The sequence below is a fragment of the Shewanella sp. Isolate13 genome (assembly GCF_022398325.1).
In the GTDB taxonomy this organism is placed as follows: domain Bacteria; phylum Pseudomonadota; class Gammaproteobacteria; order Enterobacterales; family Shewanellaceae; genus Shewanella.
The window spans coordinates 33,870-52,457 of sequence record NZ_JAKEVD010000033.1 but is presented as its reverse complement, the minus strand read 5'-3'; the positions used below and the strand labels follow the sequence as shown (position 1 = coordinate 52,457).

The 18,588-nt window shown below is 44.9% G+C and carries 16 protein-coding genes and 1 pseudogene; 5 read left to right on the top strand and 12 right to left on the bottom strand.

Annotated features, from left to right (window positions below; translation table 11 throughout):
• From L1D44_RS17565 to L1D44_RS17545, 5 genes and pseudogenes are all read left to right on the top strand, one after another.
• Positions 1 to 250 (top strand): annotated as a pseudogene (locus tag L1D44_RS17565) (pilus assembly protein CpaE); the annotation flags it as partial.
• 1 nt (position 251) lies between these two features.
• Positions 252 to 1,580: a CpaF family protein gene (locus L1D44_RS17560; protein ID WP_239892615.1), complete on the top strand. Its 1,329-nt coding sequence runs from the start codon at positions 252 to 254 to the stop codon at positions 1,578 to 1,580.
• Positions 1,581 to 1,591: 11 nt separating this feature from the next.
• The gene (locus tag L1D44_RS17555; protein ID WP_239892614.1) at positions 1,592 to 2,569 is read left to right on the top strand and encodes a type II secretion system F family protein; all 978 of its coding nucleotides are present in this window, start codon (positions 1,592 to 1,594) and stop codon (positions 2,567 to 2,569) included.
• Position 2,570: 1 nt separating this feature from the next.
• Positions 2,571 to 3,533 carry a type II secretion system F family protein gene (locus L1D44_RS17550; protein WP_239892613.1) on the top strand — a complete coding sequence of 321 codons (963 nt, stop codon included), beginning with the start codon at positions 2,571 to 2,573 and terminating at the stop codon, positions 3,531 to 3,533.
• Positions 3,534 to 3,566: 33 nt separating this feature from the next.
• Complete coding sequence (locus L1D44_RS17545) at positions 3,567 to 4,622, top strand: tetratricopeptide repeat protein (RefSeq protein ID WP_239892612.1); 1,056 nt, start codon at positions 3,567 to 3,569, stop codon at positions 4,620 to 4,622.
• A gap of 139 nt (positions 4,623 to 4,761) precedes the next feature.
• On the opposite strand, the gene L1D44_RS17540 is transcribed toward L1D44_RS17545, so the two are convergent.
• From L1D44_RS17540 to asnS, 12 genes are all read right to left on the bottom strand, one after another.
• Entirely contained in the window at positions 4,762 to 5,109 is a 348-nt protein-coding gene (locus L1D44_RS17540) for a hydrogenase maturation nickel metallochaperone HypA (protein ID WP_239892611.1), read from the bottom strand.
• A complete protein-coding gene (hypE, locus tag L1D44_RS17535) occupies positions 5,109 to 6,125 on the bottom strand; it encodes a hydrogenase expression/formation protein HypE (RefSeq protein ID WP_239892610.1) in 1,017 nt (338 codons plus the stop codon). The genes L1D44_RS17540 and hypE overlap by 1 nt, the downstream gene beginning before the upstream one ends.
• Entirely contained in the window at positions 6,122 to 7,243 is a 1,122-nt protein-coding gene (gene hypD / locus L1D44_RS17530) for a hydrogenase formation protein HypD (protein WP_239892609.1), read from the bottom strand. Before hypD ends, hypE begins: the two co-directional genes overlap by 4 nt.
• Complete coding sequence (gene hypC, locus L1D44_RS17525) at positions 7,243 to 7,491, bottom strand: HypC/HybG/HupF family hydrogenase formation chaperone (protein ID WP_239892608.1); 249 nt, start codon at positions 7,489 to 7,491, stop codon at positions 7,243 to 7,245. Before hypC ends, hypD begins: the two co-directional genes overlap by 1 nt.
• Positions 7,491 to 8,252, bottom strand: coding sequence for a hydrogenase nickel incorporation protein HypB (hypB, locus tag L1D44_RS17520; RefSeq protein ID WP_239892607.1), 762 nt, complete (start codon positions 8,250 to 8,252; stop codon positions 7,491 to 7,493). Before hypB ends, hypC begins: the two co-directional genes overlap by 1 nt.
• 100 nt (positions 8,253 to 8,352) lie before the next feature.
• Positions 8,353 to 10,740, bottom strand: a complete 2,388-nt coding sequence (gene hypF / locus L1D44_RS17515) for a carbamoyltransferase HypF (protein WP_239892606.1) — start codon at positions 10,738 to 10,740, stop codon at positions 8,353 to 8,355.
• Positions 10,741 to 10,758: 18 nt separating this feature from the next.
• Positions 10,759 to 12,513: a NiFe hydrogenase gene (locus L1D44_RS17510; protein WP_239892605.1), complete on the bottom strand. Its 1,755-nt coding sequence runs from the start codon at positions 12,511 to 12,513 to the stop codon at positions 10,759 to 10,761.
• Positions 12,500 to 13,057, bottom strand: a complete 558-nt coding sequence (locus tag L1D44_RS17505; protein WP_220770380.1) for a HyaD/HybD family hydrogenase maturation endopeptidase — start codon at positions 13,055 to 13,057, stop codon at positions 12,500 to 12,502. Before L1D44_RS17505 ends, L1D44_RS17510 begins: the two co-directional genes overlap by 14 nt.
• Positions 13,058 to 13,069: 12 nt before the next feature.
• Positions 13,070 to 13,738, bottom strand: a complete 669-nt coding sequence (gene cybH / locus L1D44_RS17500) for a Ni/Fe-hydrogenase, b-type cytochrome subunit (RefSeq protein WP_239892604.1) — start codon at positions 13,736 to 13,738, stop codon at positions 13,070 to 13,072.
• A gap of 14 nt (positions 13,739 to 13,752) precedes the next feature.
• A complete protein-coding gene (gene hyaB / locus L1D44_RS17495; protein ID WP_239892603.1) occupies positions 13,753 to 15,456 on the bottom strand; it encodes a nickel-dependent hydrogenase large subunit in 1,704 nt (567 codons plus the stop codon).
• A 2-nt stretch (positions 15,457 to 15,458) separates the two neighbouring features.
• A complete protein-coding gene (gene hyaA, locus L1D44_RS17490) occupies positions 15,459 to 16,595 on the bottom strand; it encodes a nickel-dependent hydrogenase small subunit (protein ID WP_239892602.1) in 1,137 nt (378 codons plus the stop codon).
• Positions 16,596 to 17,046: 451 nt separating this feature from the next.
• Complete coding sequence (gene asnS / locus L1D44_RS17485) at positions 17,047 to 18,447, bottom strand: asparagine--tRNA ligase (protein ID WP_220770384.1); 1,401 nt, start codon at positions 18,445 to 18,447, stop codon at positions 17,047 to 17,049.
• Between the last annotated feature and the right edge of the window lie 141 nt (positions 18,448 to 18,588).

Genomic DNA, 18,588 nt, shown 5'->3' with positions numbered 1-18,588 from the left:
ATATAATAAAAACTCTAATATTCAGCTGTCGGATATTAAGGAAGCAATTGGTATATCGAGTATTAGCACTGTTATTAATGATTATCAGTTATCCAATGAGTGTGTAGATCTTGGCAAACCGATAACCGAAGTGGGAAAAAAACAGCGTATCGTTGCCGATATTCGGTTTTTAGGGGACAAAATACTTCCTGTTAAAGAAGATGAGACGAATAGCAAGCCCGGTTTTTGGAAGCGCCTTTTAGGAAACTAACATGGAAATAATACAGGAAAGCAGAAGGGTCGATGATTACCAACCATTAACCCAAGAAGAGCAGGATATTAAGGTGCAGCTCTATGATAAGTTATTGAGCTTAATGGACCTTTCCCTTATTGAGACAGTTTCTAAAGAACAAGCTCAGATTCAAATTAGTGAAATATGTGGCCAGATTTTAAATGGATTGAATTTACCGATTACCCTATCGACTCGAAAGAGACTCATCAGCCTTATTATTGATGAAGTGTTAGGGTTAGGCCCGCTAGAAACGCTTTTAGCTGATCCCTCAATATCAGATATTCTCGTTAATTCTTATGATCGTGTTTATGTAGAAAGAAGAGGTAAATTAGAACCGGTCAATATTAAGTTTCATAGTAACGCCCATCTTTTAAATATCATTGATCGGATCGTTTCAAGTGTCGGAAGACGAATTGATGAATCATCACCTATGGTAGATGCAAGACTCGCGGATGGATCTCGAGTGAATGCAATTATCCCGCCGCTGGCTCTAGATGGGCCGTCCCTATCAATCAGACGGTTTGCCGTTGATAAACTTAATGCTAAGCAGCTTATCGATATTGGTTCAGTGACAGAGTCTATGATTGAACTTTTGAAAGGGGGCGTTAAAGGCAAGCTGAATATTTTAGTATCAGGTGGAACCGGTAGCGGTAAAACGACCCTGCTAAATATGTTATCTGGATTTATCCCAAGTGATGAGCGTATCGTTACCATTGAGGACTCCGCAGAGCTCCAACTTCAACAACCTCATACCGTGCGCCTAGAAACTCGGCCTCAAAATATTGAAGGTAAGGGTGAAGTTTCCCAGAGAGACCTTGTTAAAAACTGTTTGAGAATGAGGCCAGACCGTATTGTTATTGGTGAGGTTCGTGGTGGCGAGGCTCTCGATATGTTAACGGCTATGAATACAGGTCATGAAGGTTCATTAACCACTTTGCACGCTAATAGCCCAAGAGATGCGCTTGGAAGACTTGAGTATATGGTTTGTATGGCGGGCTTTGATATGCCAGTCAGTAATATTCGAACCCAGATCGCGTCGGCAATTGATCTTGTTGTGCAGTTAGAGCGTCAAGAAGACGGACGCAGAAGAGTGACGAGTATACAGGAGATCAATGGTATGGAAGGAGATGTCATTACCATGTCTGAAATATTCCGCTTTGCTCGTAAAGGGCTAGATGAAGACGGAATGATTATTGGTGAGTTTCAGGCCACAGGAGTCATCCCTGGTTTTCACACTAAGCTAAAACAGCATGGAATAGATCTTCCATATCATCTGTTCAATTGTGGCGATCCATTTACTGAATTTTAGGGAGCCGACACATGTTTTCTAATCAAGTCATTTTTCTCGGTCTTGTGTTTGTTGCCGTACTCTTTTTGTCGCAGGCACTTTTTTTGCCTGTTTACAGTCCACAAAGAGCAAACACCGCACTGGTTCGTAAACGTCTAAAGAAGCTCTCTGAAGAATCAGGTGATATTACCTATGAGACTTCCTTGCTGCGTAAAAGCCGTTTAGGAAAACTAGGTCCAATCGGGCGTTGGTTAGAACACTTTCAGGTGGTGGAGAACTTAAGTTATCGTTTGGAGTTAGCCGATTACAAACTGATGGGCCACCAATTTATTTTTCTCGCACTCTTATCAGCAGCCATCGTTACATCTTTGACCTGGGTGTATATAGGCGAACCTATCGCTGCGGCCTTTATGTTTGGGGTAACGCTTTTCTTATTTAACGTTAAATTAAATCGTGATACCGCAAAGCGAATGGACAAGATTGAAGAAAGTTTTCCTGATGCTTTAGACGTATTACGCCGTGCTCTTCAAGCGGGTTATTCTTTTTCTGACGCCATTAAGTTAGTGACGGAGGAGATGGAAGGTCCGCTTGCGAAAGAGTTTAGCTTAATGTTCGCCAATATTAATTACAGTAAAGATACTAAGAGAGCACTCTTAGGGTTCATTGAGCGGGTACCCAGTGTTTCTGCTATGGCTTTTGCTAGCGCAGTTATGGTGCAAAAAGAAACGGGCGGTAATTTAGCAGAAAATATTAATAACTTGGCAAGAGTCATCCGATTGCGCTTTACGTTTAGGCGAAGAGTGAGAACACTTTCAGCTGAAGGTCGCTTGTCTGCCTGGATCCTTATCTTACTGCCGTTTGTACTTTTCGCCGTAATTTATATCCAAACACCAGGTTATGTTGGCGAGCTAACGGGTACAGAAGAGGGTAATCAATTGCTTATTTGGGGGGCCATCGGAATGTTTGTCGGTGGCATGTGGATAAGTAAGTTAATAAGGATAGATATGTAATATGGACTTCCTAATTGGTTTATTCGGTCAGTTATTTGATGATCCACAGCATGTTGAATGGGCTATTTACACAGTAGCTGGGATTGCTGGGGTTACCCTCGCGATATCAATCTCTTATTTGATTAGTGGAGTCTACTCTCCTATCAGAAAAAGGTTGAAACTACTCAATGATGATGAAAAGAAATTGGTCACTCATGATGTAACCGGAACGCTGGAGCATGGCATGGGGGAGATGGCTAAGAAGCCATTTCTTAACTTTTCTAACCATGAAACTAGACGCCTACTTATTCATGCTGGATTTCACTCTCAAAATGCTTTAGCAGTTTTCAACGCTTCACGTTTGTTACTGATCTTAGTCGGATCAATCGTTTCTTTGGTTATTTTAAATCTGTTTCCGAATATTTCGGGTATTTGGACTATTTACATTTTTTGCTTGTTTATCGGGGGCGCATTTATTATTCCCTCTATCGTATTGCAGTCTTTAGCAAACCGCCGTATGCGCCTTCTTAGAGTAGGGTTTCCCGATGCACTAGACTTGTTAGTGGTTTGTTGTGAGGCGGGACTTGGGTTAATGGCGGCTATGCAACGGGTTGCGAAGGAGTTGGCCTTTAGCCATCCAAGCCTAGCCAGTGAGTTAGATTTGGTTTGTAGTAAGGTTAGGGCAGGCTTAACGATTAAGGTTGCGCTGCAGGAGTTTACCGATAGAACGGGTTTGGAAGATATTAAGGGGCTCAACTCGGCAATTTCTCAAAGTATGCGTTTAGGTACGGGGATTGCCGAAACACTGAGAGTATTTTCTGATGAGTATCGTAATAAGCGGTTACAAGCAGCCGAAGAGCAAGCCGCAAAACTTGCTGTGAAAATGATTTTTCCAATGATGTGCTGTATTTGGCCTTCGTTTTTTATCGTTGCAGTTGGCCCAGCAGTATTAAAAGTAATGAAAGTATGGGGACAGGCATTTTAGCCGTTAGATTGAAGGATTTTTTAGGGGATGGATATGAGCATAAGATTGATACCATTTAGTAAAGGTTATAACGCATCCTTTATTCCATTGGCTAAAGTTTTGCTAATGCTAAGCCTATTGTTTGGCGTAACAGCATGTAGCTCTACCCCTGAAGAGGTGCCTGTAGAGGTTAAGGAACCTGAGCGCCAAGATTTATTGGATGTTGGAACGCTCTCATCTATTGCATCGGACTTTTCCGCTCCCCAAACGGAAGAGGACGCATTAATTAAAGCCCGAACCGAGGAGCAATCAGGCAACCTTGAAAAAGCGTTATATGCCTATATCCAAGCGTTAGATTTTAACGCAAAAAATGCGGAAACCTTTTATCAGATTGGGCGGATTCATACCATGAGAGGCAATCTTGATATCGCCTATAGAGCATATAATGAAGCTCTCAGCCTCGATCCTAACTTAATGATGGTCCATGCAGATCTTGGGGTCATTAGCATGGATAAGCGTCAATACAGGCAGGCACGTTTACACTTAGAAAAGGCGATTGAACTGGATCAAAACAGACTCGCACAACTTGAGATTAAGTCAGTTGTAGGACAGTTTGTGGTTCCAAATCAAGATTCACCAGCACGAGTGTATAATGCAATAGCTATTTTAGAGGATGTTGAGAATAACCATCAAAAAGCTCGAGAGTACTTCAGGTTAATATTAGAGCTACAGCCTCACTCTGCGGTGCTTATTACCAATTTGGGGTATTCTTATTACCTCACGGGTGAACTCAACATGGCCGAAAAGTATCTGCGCCAAGCAATACGGCAAGACTCAAACTTCGATCGTGCTTGGACCAATTTAGGGCTGGTCTATGTTCGTAAGGGGCTTTATAAACGTGCGTTAGCTACATTTGAGCGGACCATGTCTCCAGCCGATGCTTTAAATGATTTAGGTTACTTCTTGATGCTAGAAGGACAGTATGAAAAGGCCATTGCATTGTTTGAGCGAGCCATAGATACATCGCCAAGTTATTTTGAACAAGCTCAGAAAAACTTAAAAAGGGCTAAAGCTGAGATTTCTGATGAATTTCAGCATGCGGGTTATTGATTATAAAGCTGGGACTTAAAATTAATACCCCCAGAAGGTTAACTTCTGCAATATCGACTTTTTCGATGTTCATGCCAGTAAGAATAGCCCAGTAACAATAAGCCCTACTTATGCGAGTAGGGCTTATTTCGTTAGTTTGTTAGGCTTGCTCTAGCTCAAGTTGCATTAACAGCATCTCTTCACCATCGAGCACTTTTGTTTGGCCACTTTGACAGTGACGACAAATAACGCTTCGCTCACTATGTTCAGTAGTCTCACCACAAGTTAAACATGACAGTACCAAGGGTTGGATATTCATCACTAGCTTGGCTTCTCGACAGATCCCCTCTAATTTGAAGGTTTCAAAAGCGGTTTTGAGTAACTCAGGTTCCACACCACTTAAGATCCCAAGTTTAATTTCGACTCGGCTTATCTTGTTAGCGTTATTCGCCAGCGCATGACGCTCACACTCTTCGATTAATGCCGTAACAATGGAGTACTCATGCACTAGCAAATCCTCGGCAGCAGTTCACCCTGAGGTAAGTCTAGATATCGCGTGCTCCCCCAAGGGGTGTTTAATATCACTTTACCTCTTCGGTTTTGGTTGACCTCTCCAATAATGACTGCTTGCTCGCAGTGACAAAAACGCTTCATGATCTCCAATGTTGCATCGGAACTCTCTCTTGGTACGGCGAGAATAAAGGTACCTTCATTAGCAAGATCAAACGGCTCGAAGCCATAAAGCTCACATAGGCCTCTGACTTCATCGCAAACAGGGATTGCTTCTTCTTTCACGTTGATCTCAACATCGGATGCCACAGCCCATTCATTGAGCACCGCAGATAGTCCGCCACGGGTAGCGTCACGCATTGCGTGAATCTCGATATTTGCAGCAATTAGCTGTTCGACAATTGGCCATAATGTGGCGCAGTCACTGGTTAGATCTGAATCGAGCGTTAGGCCCTCACGAGCCATCAAAATTGAGGCGCCGTGACGACCGATATCGCGAGAGACAATAATCACATCGTCTTCGGCGACACTTTTTACCGATATGCCTTTTCGTAAAATACGACCCACGCCTGTGGTATTGATAAACAGTCCATCGGCGCAGCCTCGTGGAACCACCTTAGTGTCTCCACAAACAATACGCGCACCAGATTGTTTCAGCTCCTTGGCCATGCTTTCGACGATGGTTTTTAATTTAGTAATCTCAAATCCTTCTTCGATGATAAAGCTGCAGCTGAGATATTGTGGTTCTGCGGCCATCATGGCTAAGTCATTAACGGTACCAGCTATGGAAAGCTTTCCTATATCGCCACCAGAAAAGAATAATGGCGCTACGGTGAAGGAGTCGGTGGTAAAGGCGACATCTCCGTTGAAATGCAAAACAGCCGAGTCTTCTTCGCTACGTAAAATTGGATTATCGAATGCTTTAAAGAACAGATCTTTAATTAGGTGGTTCATCTCTTTACCACCGCCACCATGACTGAGTTGTACGACTTTCTTGGAAATGGTTTGATTCATTCTGTTACTCCGTTATAGCGATAGTAGGCGTTACACGCGCCTTCTGAGCTGACCATGCAGCTGCCTAAAGGGGTTTCAGGTGTGCAACCGCGGCCAAATACCTTGCAGTCCTTGGGTTTGCATAAACCTCTAAGAATGTCACCGCACTGGCAGGCTTTATGATCGTCAATTTCATCATTGGGTAGGTGAGCAGCAAAAACGTGCTCGGCATCTCTATGGGCGTATTCCTCTCTTAACATTAATGCTGAAGAGGGGATGGGACCGAGACCGCGCCAGCGGAAATTATCTCTTACCTTAAAATAACGATTGACTATTTCTTGTGCGGCAAGGTTGCCATCTTCAGAAACCGAGCGGCTGTACTGATTTTCTAGCTCTGCCTTCGACGCTGCTTTTTGCTTCACAATCATCAAAATGGATTGCATTACATCTACAGGCTCGAAGCCAGACACCACGACAGGGGTGTTATAATCGGTTACTGCAGGGCGATAGACTTTGGCACCACTGATCACACTAACATGGGCTGGGCCGATAAAGGCGTTCACCTTGACGTTTGGATCGGCCATAACCGCATCCATCGCTGGAGGAACAAGAACGTGGTTGATATGAAAAACTAAGTTTTTTATGTCGCGCTGCTCGGCCTGTTCAATCAGCACTGCTGTCATCGGAGTGGAAGTTTCGAAGCCTATTGCAAAGAAAACAACGGTTTTATCGGGGTTGTCGGTAGCTATTTGTAAGGTATCTAGGGGATCGTAGATAGGTCTAATATCACAGCCATTGGCACGGAAGTTAGCCAAGCTGCCTTTCGATCCTGGAACACGGATCATATCGCCGAGTGTCACCAAAATAGTATTTGGTAAACTCGCCAGAGCGGCGGCATGATCGATTCGCTCTTTTGGCATAATGCAAACAGGGCAGCCAGGGCCATGTATAAAGTCGATATTATCTGGCAATAACTGGTTTAGGCCATACTTCATGATGGTGTGGGTATGTCCGCCGCACACTTCCATAATATTAACATTGCCATCGATCAAGCTAGCATAGGCGGCAATTTCTTTCGCTAAAGATCGAATGACTTCAGGATCTCTGAAGCCTTTGTAAAGCTCGGTTAGGGCTATCATTAAGACTCCTGCTGTTCTTGTTCGAGTTTCTCTACAATTTCTCGATACAGAGCTAAGCTCTCCATGGCATCAGCTTTATCGATTTTGTTCATAACAAAGCCGATATGGATTAGAACATAGTCACCTATTTCTAATGCTTCAGCCATTAGGTGGCTACTGACCTTACGCTTGACGCCCATGGTATCAACTGTTACCGCTTGCTCGTCTTCATGTAGTGCGATAACTTGTGATGGAATAGAAAGGCACATTAGGCTGGAACTCCTGATTGTTGAAGCAACCAATCAGCTACTTTAATTAGGGATTGAGGATCTTTGACCGAAACCTCTAATAGCTCGACATTAGGGTTTAGCTTCTTTAGCTGAGCACGGGATTCTTCCATGCTAAAGTCAAAGTAGGGCATGAGATCAGACTTTGTGATCAACACTAAGTCAGCACGGCGGAACATTACCGGGTATTTCTCAATTTTGTCATCGCCCTCAGGTACAGAAAGCAGCACGATATTCTTATGGGTGCCCACATCATAACTCGCTGGGCAGACTAAGTTGCCGACGTTTTCTACAAAGCAGATATCAATTGGATCTAAATTAATATGATGTAGGGCGCTATGCACCATAAACGCATCTAAGTGACAGGCTGCACCTGTTTGGATCTGATATGCATCAATACCTTTCGCCTTAAGTCTATCGGCATCCCTTGAGGTCTCAAGATCGCCTTCGATAACGGCATATTTGAGTTCGGTGTATTGATGTAAGTGCTCAAGCAACGTGGTTTTTCCGCTACCTGGACTACTCATTAAGTTAAATGCTTTGATGCCTTTTGCTTCAAAATGCGCTCGATTATGCTGTGCCTCAATATCGTTCTTATCTAAAATTTTATGAATGATAGAAAGGGTTTTTTTGTCGTTGAGTTGCGGGTTGCTAGCGATATTATCGTCAGTTTTTGAATGCGAATGACCTGAACTTAAAAGATGATCATGACGGGTGATCGAACAACCACAGTCTTGGCACATAGGTAACTCCGTTTATTTTAGTTTTAAATGATTGTCACTTAGGTCGGCAGTACCGACCTTGATGCAAATCAGATTTGTGTTTATTGTCGGGTGATGTTTATCACACATGTTGGTTGTGCATTGCATGCCACAGTTGGCCGAGTGCAACGCCGGCATCGTTTATCGGCACATTTTTGCTTGATAGCAGTTGATTGCCTTGTGCGGTAAGTTGTTTCTCACAGCGCTCTAGTAGATATCGGTTTTGAAATACCCCGCCGCAAAGTACGATTGGAGTCGTTAAGTGCGGTTTAGCGCTTTCACAAACCATATCGCATAGCGCGTCCATAAAAGCTTTAGCAATGAGTGCTACACGCAGAGGCGTGAGCGGTGCTTGGGTAATTTGCTCCACAATTTGCTGTAGCAGGTCTGAGCTACTCCATTGACCGTTTGACAGCTTTATATCAAAGCTAATTGCTTCATGGTGCTCAGCGATGCTATCACGGCTTTTGCTGTGTAGCGCTTGTAGCTCAGATTGGCCATCAAAATGATTCAGATCTGAAGCGGAGTTCAGCGAGTTGGCTGCAGTTTCAATTAAGATCCCAGCCTGTCCTTCATATTGAGTCTCGTTGAGCATTCCAAGCGCCACAGCTACCGCATCAAATAATCTTCCTATTGATGAGGTTTTTATACTCGTATCTGCCTGCCAAAGCTTAACTAGGTTGCTAAACAATATTGGCGAGAGTGCCTTCAGTGCCGGAATATCAAGTTGTTTGATCTCTTCTGGCGAATACTTTTCAAGCATAATTGCAAGTAAGATCCGTACCGGTTGTTTAATAGCCTGCTCACCTCCAATAAGCGCAAAAGTACTGAGCCTAGCTTGCCGCTGGTATTGATTGATATCACACAGCAGCAACTCTCCACCCCAAAGTGTATTGTCATCACCTAATCCCGTGCCATCAAAACTAAAACCTAGAACCGGGGTGGTAATATTATTAGCTGCCATTACGCTCAAGACATGAGCATAGTGGTGTTGCACCGAAGACGTACGATCGACACTTTGGGATTGAGCCCAGCGACTGGTAGCGTAGTCGGGGTGGCTGTCATGGACGAGGCGGTCGGCGGTAAAGCCATATAATCTTGAAAAGGTATTTAGGGTGTGATGGAAAAACTCTTCAGCTTCAATCGACACAAGATCGCCGATATGGGGACTCAGAAACAGGTTATGATTAAAACCAAAACAGATACTGTTTTTTTGTTGGGCGCCAACAGCAAGTATGTTTCCTTCCAGTGCCTGCTCGCTATAGAAAGAGAGTGGCGCGTAACCCCTTGCAAGACGCAGCACCTGAAGTTTGTCGTTTATTACCTGCACAACACTATCGTCACAGCCATTCAATATCGGACGGTTGTGATCGAGAATATTATCGATCACATGGGCAAGCTTGGTTTTAATTGCTTCGCTATTGGTGATGATAGGCTCACCGGAGAGGTTTGCGCTGGTCATGACCAAGGGACGCTTAACCCCATCGAGTAGGAGTTGGTGCAAAGGTGTATAAGGTAGAAAAATCCCCAGTCGGTCTATCTGTGGTGCAACGAGATGGCTAAGTGCTGGCTGGGCATCTTGAGCATCGATTTTGCGCATCAAGGTAATAGGGCGCTCAGCGCTGCTGAGGATCTGCCACTCTGCCGTGCTACCTGTGACGAGTTGCTTAGCGGCATCAATATTTTCTACCATCACAGCAAACGGCTTCGCTGGGCGACTCTTGCGCTGGCGCATCAGACTCACACTGTTATCGTTGGTAGCATCACAAACGAGATGAAAGCCTCCAATGCCTTTAATGGCGAGTATTTTGCCTTTAATTAATGCCTCTATCGCATCTTCAAGGGCACTTTCTTTACTGCTGAGCAGTGTCAGATCGGCTTGCTTGAAGCTCAATTGTGGGCCGCACTGAGGACAGCTAACGGGTTGAGCATGGTAACGCCTATCCATCGGGTCTAAATAGGCTCTCTCGCACTGAGGGCACATCTCAAAGTCAGCCATGGCAGTATTGGGTCTGTCATAGGGCAGAGCATTGATCAGTGAATACCTAGGGCCGCAATTTGTACAATTGGTGAACGGGTATCGAAAGTGGCGATTGTTAATATCGGCGATATCACCAAAGCAGTCTTTACAGGTGCATTTGTCAGACGATACGGCTACAACGGCAAGACTCTCCTTTTCGCTATGTACAATAGTAAACTGGTCGCAGTCGTCTATCACAGCCAGTGGCGTGACATCAATACTGTCAATCCGCGCGAGTGGAGGCGGCTGATCTCTAAAGGCCGCTTTAAATAAAGCGAGATCGCAAGGCTGCCCCTGAGCTTCTATCGTGACTCCTTCACTATTATTAAGTACGTTGCCAGTTAGCCTAAGCTCATGGGCTAACCGATATACAAATGGTCGAAAACCGACACCTTGAACGATGCCGGTGATCTTTAGCTGTAAACGACACATAGTCAGGTTTTTTGTCATATATGTGGTCACAGCTAGCTAGTGTCTACGCTGCTTAAGGTATAAACCACCAGCGGCGATATTTATGCCGTCAAGATCCATTTTAGGATTGGTGTTGAGGGCAAAGTTTTTACCGAGGCGCAGTGCAACCCGCTGTGCCAACACCTCATTGGCGAAGCTATCACCTGCAAGAACGACTGATTTAATGCAGATATTTTGATCTAGGTGCTCAATCCAGTTACAGAGGTAATCAGCGAAAGAGTCGTGTATACCAAAGGCAAGTTTATCGATGTTTTCCTCCTCGGCGAGCCTAAAACTGATAATCGTACCTAATGTCTTACACCAGTTCAGGCTTCTAAAGGCTTCGCCTCGCGTTAACGGGAAATCGACTCTTGGCGCATTAGCTCCTTTATGGCACATAGCTCGAGCGACCACGAAATCGCAGAGCTCGGTCTTACTTAAGTTACTTGACTCAGTTATTTTGCTGGCGGCGCCAAGGAAGATCGCGCTGATCGCCAAAAGTGACTCAATATTATCGGTCGGCGAGGCTAGCTTTAAGGATAAGAGCTTTAGGTAGTCACCGGGGTAACGTGTCTTGAATTTATCCAGTAAGTTTTTCTGAGGCGACAGTTCAAGATGATGCACTATGTCATAGCCGTTATTCGGTAAGCTTGGAAACTCAAAGAATAGCTCTAACTGCTGTTTACCATCTAAGGTTACTATCTGGGTCTTATTGGAGCGGCTAAAGTATAAAGCGGCTACATTCTTAGGTTTATTGTTGTCGACTATCGCGCCATGTAGAGCGCAACTTGCTGCATTATTAAGCGGTGCGTCATTATTGGCTGCAGCAGGGTTAACGCTTATCTCAACTTGATTGTTTTTCCATCTTGCTTGATAACTTCCTGCCTCGGCATCATCGTGCAAAGGTTGGCGCGGGGCTTCAATCATGATCTTATGGGAAGTTGGCGGGGTTTCAATTAGCGCCCATTTAGCGTTTAGCATGGCAATTTTGGGGTTATGGGCATTTGCTATATAAATATAATCGGTACCCTGTTGCCTAAGGAGCTCGCAAATCACTAATAACAGCCGAGAATTTGCAAAGCTAAGTTCGTATAGAGGTTGCTTTAATCTTGGGTGGCTGTTGATAGGCCTTGCTCTAATAAACGGCTTTTCGATACTAGAAAGCGCAAGTATTTGGCTATCGTTTACCGAAAAATGCGCGTGAAGATTATTGGGGTTGCAGATCACCAACTGATGACGGTTTTCGACTGGTTGGTTTTCAATAGGGTAGAAACTGATAACTGGGCCGCTATTGTCTTTGCCATGAGGTAGTTCAATTGCACCTAGCGTATCGAGCTGCTTAACGAGTGCTTTGGCATCGGCTAAAGAAACGGCTTGCTCTGCAGCAGATATGCGAGTGTGGGCCTGACAGCAAGGGCAGTTGAATCCAATGTCACCAAAGTGTTTCGCCTGATTATCACCAAGCAGGGGTTGGCAATGCTGACAGTACTCAAGTTCGAGGGGGTCGAGTGGGAGTAGCTTCTTACTTCCGATGGGGGATTCAATGGCTTTTATCTGAGGCTTTACTAACCAGGTTGAAATTAAGAAGTCATCGGCTATTGCATCGGCAAGTTGTTCTAGTTGTGCTTGCTCCCCTTGGGCTTCTATGTAGTAAAGATGATCTTGTTTGCCTATCGTTACATCATATTGGTCGTTTTGCAGGTATTGATTGCAGAGATGCCCGTAAAAAGGCACATCGCGGGTACAATTAAACTCAAATCTAATATTCTTCATCTAAAGTTAAGCCACGTTTGTATGAGTCGGGAATGAGACTGTTAATATCAATGTTTGCAATACGTTGGTGAGTGAAGCCTAAAGAGTCCATGTGGCTCAGTAGTGTCTTCTCCATCAAAGGCACGGCGGCCTGGATCTGCTCAGTTAATCCTAGGGTCATAGGTTCAAGAACTGTTGGGGTAACACCTAGAACGAATGTTTTTGGTCTATCTCCGACCATCTCCATCATTATGAGGGTTTGCAGCATTTCGACTTCATGGGCACTGCCTTGCCAATCAATTTCGGCTGGGGCCTTGTCGAAATCAAAGAAATAGACTTCGCCTGGAGCGACACCATTAGCGTTAACGGTATCAACAACGATGAGATAGTCGTAATGACAAAGTGTAGGAATAAGACCTTGGGCAAGCGTTCCACCATCAAGCATATCAAGCTGATCGATCTGATGGTGGAAACGGTAGTTTTCTTGGATGTAATTGACGAAATGTACGCCGATGCCCTCATCGGCGTACAGGACATTGCCAATACCAAGTAGCAATATCTTCATGTTTTCCTTTTATTATTTTTTCTTATGGTAATCATAACCAGAGACGATAGAGTCCACTGAGTTGTGCTTAAAGCGAATTCCAGACCAAACTGCCATATAAACGTGTATTACCACAAAGATGATAAATACCCAGGTTAGGTAGTGGTGCCAGATCCGAACCGGTGCTAATCCACCCATCAATGCAGTGATCCAGTTAGCCATAGGTGCAAGTAAGCCACCAAGACCTTCGTGATATACATTGGCATACAAGACGAGTCCTGTAATGCAGATCAAAAGAGCAACGACAGATATTGCAAAGTAAGTCACGAACTGTAGTGGACCATACACTCCAGCTTTGTCTAAATGTCCCATCCATAGGTAAGACTTAAGCTGAGTGATCCAACTCTTAACGCTCATCACATCTTTAAAAGAGCGGCGTTCGATATCACTCTTACCGAAAAAGAACAGGTAAGCGCGAACGACAGTGATTGCGACTAAAACAAATCCGAAGATCTGATGAGCTGCTCGAATATAGCCCTGTACCAATACATCCGAGTTATCTGGCGCGACCAAGAAAGGCCACGCGATATAAAACCCGGTTATAACCAATACAAGAATGGCTAAGGCTCTTAGCCAGTGAAATATCCTTATTGCAGCACCAAAGATCAGTTCCCTTTGGTAGGGCGCAGATTGAGTTGCCATGTTATCCCCCTTGATTAAAATCCGTTGGGATCAATTTTAAATTCACCGAGATTCTGGCCTTTGTAATCCATCACGTGCACAGCGCACGCCATACAAGGGTCAAAAGAGTGAATAATACGGATAACCTCTAGAGGCTTAGTCGGATCTTCAAGCTTTAAGCCGATGAGTGAAGCCTCATAAGGTCCCATTTGACCGTTAGCATCCACAGGACCTGCGTTCCAAGTCGTAGGTACAACGGCTTGGTAGTTCTCGACTAAGCCATTTTTAATGCGGATCCAGTGACTGAGCATGCCGCGTGGCGCTTCAATCATGGCGTGGCCGACATATTCTTTGCTTGAGTCAATTTCAGGCTTAACGTAAGTCGCTTCGTCTGATTGCATGTTAGTTAACATTGCATCGAATGTCTTAAGACCCTCTTCGGCAACGATAACGGTTTGCAACATACGTGCTGCAGTACGGCCTAGTGTGGTAAATAGCGCCTCTACAGGTAGTCCAGTCGCTTCGAGTAAGCCGTTGACAGAGTCGACAACCACTTGGTTACCACGGGCATAGCTCACGAGTAAGCTTGCTAATGGACCCACTTCAACTGGCTCGCCGTTATAGCGTGGTGATTTAACCCAGGTGTATTTACCATCGCCATCGACAGTCGGTAGCTTACCGTAAACGGTATCGCGCTCCACAAAGCCTGTGTAGTCGGGGACTGTTGTGCCATCATATGGGTGCTGCGGCGCATCGGCTTTATACCAAGCGTGAGTCGCATCTTCCTTAATCATGTCAGGATCGAGGTCGCTCACATTGGCAAGATCGCCATTCATGATAACGCCTTGGTTAAACATGTACTGACCATCGCCAAGTAGGAAATCATCCGTAGCCAAGAAGTTCTTAACGTTAACGCCACCTAGTACACTCGGCTCAGAGCCAAATGCTGCAGCGGCCATCACGATATCAGCCTTATAAGCACGAATGATAAAGTCTTGAACGATCTCATGCTTTTGCTTCCACTCTTGTAGGCGAGCAGGGCTTAACATGTCGCGTACAGAAGTGACACCACCAACAACGATTGATTGTGGGTGAGGTGATTTACCACCGAAGATAGCGAGCATTTCAGCGGCGATACGCTGAATTTCTAGTGCCTTAAGGTAATGAGAGACGGCGATTAGGTTTTGCTCTGGGGTGAACTTGTAAGTGCCATTTCCCCAATATGCGTTCGCAAATGGACCTAGTTTACCAGTTTCTACTAAACCTTTTACACGCTCTTGTACGGCACGTAGATCGCCTTCGCCAGCAGCGATTGGATTGGCGGTATACTTCATCGCCTCTTGCGCGGCTAGGGCTGGATCTGCGCTTAATGCCGAAACGACATCAACCCAGTCTAAACCGTGAAGGTGATAGAAGTGTACGATATGGTCATGCATGTACAGCGAGGTTTGCATCAAGCTTCTAAGGTACTTAGCATTTAGCGGGATCTTTACGCCCAATGCGTTCTCAACCGCTTCTGTACCGCAGCGATAGTGAGAATAGGTACACACGCCACAAATACGTTGTACGATTAGGCCGACATCCATAGGTGTACGACCCTTGAGGATCACCTCAATGCCGCGCCATAAAGTCGATGATGACCAAGCTTTCTTAATAACATTATTTTCGTCGACTTCGACTTCAACTCGCAGATGTCCTTCGATACGAGTGATTGGATCTATGACTACACGTTTACTCATGATTATTCCTCTTCAGATTTGGCAAAAATACTGGCGACGGCGTGTGCACCAATACCGACAGCGGTAGCGCCTAAAATAACAGCGCCGACAGTGTCACTGGTCGCATCAAGACCATGTAGTAATTGCCTTCCTAAAGGTTTTTCAAAGTCGGCCATATCATCCCAGAAGTTTGGCTCTGAGCAGCCAATACAGCCATGACCCGCAAGCACAGGCCAACTCGTATGGTGATTAAATCGTTCGGTTGGGCAGTTGTTATAGGTGTAAGGACCCTTACAACCCACTTTATAGAGACAGTAGCCGTCTTTTGCGCCTTGGTCGCCAAACTCTTCAACAAATTCGCCAGCGTCAAAGCGGCCACGACGTTCACAGTTATCATGAACGCGAGCACCGTAAGCCCACTTAGGACGGTTGAACATGTCAAGGGCTGGTAACTTACCAAACATGATGAAATACATCAGTGTACCGACAATGTTCTTTTCACTTGGTGGGCAGCCACCTAGGTTAATAACGGGTCTATCAACAACCTCATAAACACCTTTTGCCCCAGTTGGGTTAGGTGCGGCAGCTTGGATACCACCAAAGGCGGCGCAAGTACCAACAGAGATAATCGCTGCGGCGCCCGCCGCGGCTTCTTTAACGATATGAAGTCCGGTGTGGCCTTTACAGCCAACCGTTAAAAATGCGCCATTGTTTGCAGTAGGTACGGCGCCCTCTACAGCAAGGAGGTAGTTACCTTTATAAGCAGAGAGTGCGTGCTCAAGGTTTTCTTCTGCCTGCCAGCCAGCAGCGGCCATCAAGGTTTCATGGTACTCAAGAGAGACATGATTAAAGATTAAGGTATCTAGGTTAGGTGTGTCGGTACGAATAAGCGACTCACTACAACCTGTGCATTCGGCCATGTGTAGCCAAACTAAAGGAACTCTATCTGCAAGCTCTGCAGCTTCTGCGACCAAGGTACTAAAAGGGAGCGGTAAGGCTAGCATGGCGGTAACCGCTGCGCTCCATTTCATAAAGTCACGACGAGTAATGCCATTTTGTTCCATTTTTTGCTGTAGCGTTTCACCTGTACGCGGTTGTAGCTTGCGAAGTTGTTCCATTCGCGCCACACCTTGTTGGTAAAGGGCTTCATGTGTTTCCATGGTTAAACCTTTTTTTTGTTTATAAGGAGTTTGTTCAACGAAAACAGTCTAGGCCTCACAAAGCTGAGTATTATTGATATGCGTCAAGCTTTTGAGTTCTTTGAAAGATACTACACAGACCAGTTGTAACTCAGTTGAGCTAGATCATAAAATAGGTTTTAAGCGGGACAAAATGACCCTGAATCGCCTAAAAGGTGATTTATATCACATAAAGTCGAGTGGCTTGTTTAACAGCAGCTTAACCATGAGTTACTTATAAATGATTAATTTAAATAGTTTTTCTTTGTAATTGTTAATTCAAGGGTTGCTTATATGTTAACGGTGTGTCGGTTTAAGATTTATGGGAAAGGAGTTAGCAAGGTATTTTAAGAGGTTTTTGGGTTATCAAGGCGCAATAAAAAAGCCTCTGACATGACTGCCAAAGGCTTTAAATAGGTGTTCAGGTAACCGCTTAGAAGTTAGCCGAGTTTGGTGAACGTGGGAATGGGATCACGTCACGGATGTTTGCAACGCCAGTCACATAAGAAACCAAACGCTCAAAGCCAAGACCAAAACCTGCGTGTGGTACTGTGCCATAGCGACGTAGGTCGCGGTACCACCAGTAGTCTTCTTGACTTAGGTTCATCTCTGCAAGACGTGCATCAAGAACGTCTAGACGTTCTTCACGTTGAGCACCACCGATGATCTCGCCGATGCCTGGAGCTAGAACGTCCATAGCTGCTACAGTTTTTCCATCATCATTTAAGCGCATATAGAATGCCTTAATGTCTTTTGGATAGTTCTTCACAACTACAGGAGCTTTGAAGTGCTCTTCTGCAAGGTAACGCTCATGCTCAGAATGTAAATCGATACCCCATTCAACATCAAACTCAAAGTCTTTATCACAGGCTTTAAGAATTTCAATCGCATCGGTGTAATCGATCTGAGCAAAATCACTGTTGACAAAGTTTTCTAAACGCTCAATCGCTGTTTTCTCAACACGCTGTGCGAAAAACTCTAAGTCATCGCGACGCTCTTCTAGTACCGCTTTGAAACAGTACTTCAGCATGTCTTCTGCAAGTTTTGCTGCATCGTTTAGATCGGCATAAGCCACTTCAGGTTCAACCATCCAGAACTCGGCTAAGTGACGGCTGGTGTTTGAGTTCTCTGCGCGGAATGTAGGACCAAAGGTATAAACCTTTGAAAGTGCACATGCATACGTCTCGGCGTTTAGCTGACCCGATACGGTTAGGAAAGACTCTTTACCGAAGAAGTCTTCGCCGTAATCGACAGTACCTTTATCTGTACGGGGTAGGTTCTCAAGATCGAGTGTCGATACACGGAACATCTCACCGGCACCTTCAGTGTCTGAAGCAGTGATAAGTGGTGTTGATACCCAGATATAACCTTGTTCGTTATAGAAACGGTGAATAGCTTGAGACAAGCAGTTACGTACTCGTGCTACCGCGCCAATAATGTTGGTGCGTGGACGAAGGTGAGCAAGTTCGCGCAGGTGCTCGATAGAGTGACGCTTAGCCGCCATAGGGTAGGTGTCTGGATCTTCAACCCAACCTGCAACCTCAATGTTGGTCACTTGCATTTCAAACGCTTGACCTTGACCAGGAGACTCAACAACTTCACCAGTCATCACAACAGAGCAACCAGCAGTAAGCTTTAACACTTCGTTGGTGTAATTTTCTAGATTATTTGGTACAACACCCTGGATAGGGTCGAAACATGAACCGTCATAAACAGCTAGAAATGAGATCCCAGCTTTAGAATCGCGGCGGGATCTTACCCAACCACGTACTGTGATTTGCGAACCGATCGCAAAGTCACCTTTAAACACAGAAGCGACAGATGTAATGCTCATTGTTGCTTAGTTCTCCAACGAAACGTTTTTGTAAATAATTTGGAGGTTTATATTACCTGTATAATCGCTTTTCTCAAGTGGAAAGTAGGGTATCTGAGTACCTAAATTGTTATTCTGACGACAATCATGACAAAAACTACG

Bases quoted from the DNA above. Each gene is read 5' to 3' on its own strand.
- L1D44_RS17560 (WP_239892615.1), top strand. From the start codon at position 252: ATGGAAATAATACAGGAAAGCAGAAGGGTCGATGATTACCAACCATTA.
- L1D44_RS17555 (WP_239892614.1), top strand. From the start codon at position 1,592: ATGTTTTCTAATCAAGTCATTTTTCTCGGTCTTGTGTTTGTTGCCGTA.
- L1D44_RS17550 (WP_239892613.1), top strand. From the start codon at position 2,571: ATGGACTTCCTAATTGGTTTATTCGGTCAGTTATTTGATGATCCACAG.
- L1D44_RS17545 (WP_239892612.1), top strand. From the start codon at position 3,567: ATGAGCATAAGATTGATACCATTTAGTAAAGGTTATAACGCATCCTTT.
- hypE (WP_239892610.1), bottom strand. From the start codon at position 6,125: ATGAATCAAACCATTTCCAAGAAAGTCGTACAACTCAGTCATGGTGGC.
- hypD (WP_239892609.1), bottom strand. From the start codon at position 7,243: ATGATAGCCCTAACCGAGCTTTACAAAGGCTTCAGAGATCCTGAAGTC.
- hypC (WP_239892608.1), bottom strand. From the start codon at position 7,491: ATGTGCCTTTCTATTCCATCACAAGTTATCGCACTACATGAAGACGAG.
- hypB (WP_239892607.1), bottom strand. From the start codon at position 8,252: ATGTGCCAAGACTGTGGTTGTTCGATCACCCGTCATGATCATCTTTTA.
- hypF (WP_239892606.1), bottom strand. From the start codon at position 10,740: ATGACAAAAAACCTGACTATGTGTCGTTTACAGCTAAAGATCACCGGC.
- L1D44_RS17510 (WP_239892605.1), bottom strand. From the start codon at position 12,513: ATGAAGAATATTAGATTTGAGTTTAATTGTACCCGCGATGTGCCTTTT.
- L1D44_RS17505 (WP_220770380.1), bottom strand. From the start codon at position 13,057: ATGAAGATATTGCTACTTGGTATTGGCAATGTCCTGTACGCCGATGAG.
- cybH (WP_239892604.1), bottom strand. From the start codon at position 13,738: ATGGCAACTCAATCTGCGCCCTACCAAAGGGAACTGATCTTTGGTGCT.
- hyaB (WP_239892603.1), bottom strand. From the start codon at position 15,456: ATGAGTAAACGTGTAGTCATAGATCCAATCACTCGTATCGAAGGACAT.
- hyaA (WP_239892602.1), bottom strand. From the start codon at position 16,595: ATGGAAACACATGAAGCCCTTTACCAACAAGGTGTGGCGCGAATGGAA.
- asnS (WP_220770384.1), bottom strand. From the start codon at position 18,447: ATGAGCATTACATCTGTCGCTTCTGTGTTTAAAGGTGACTTTGCGATC.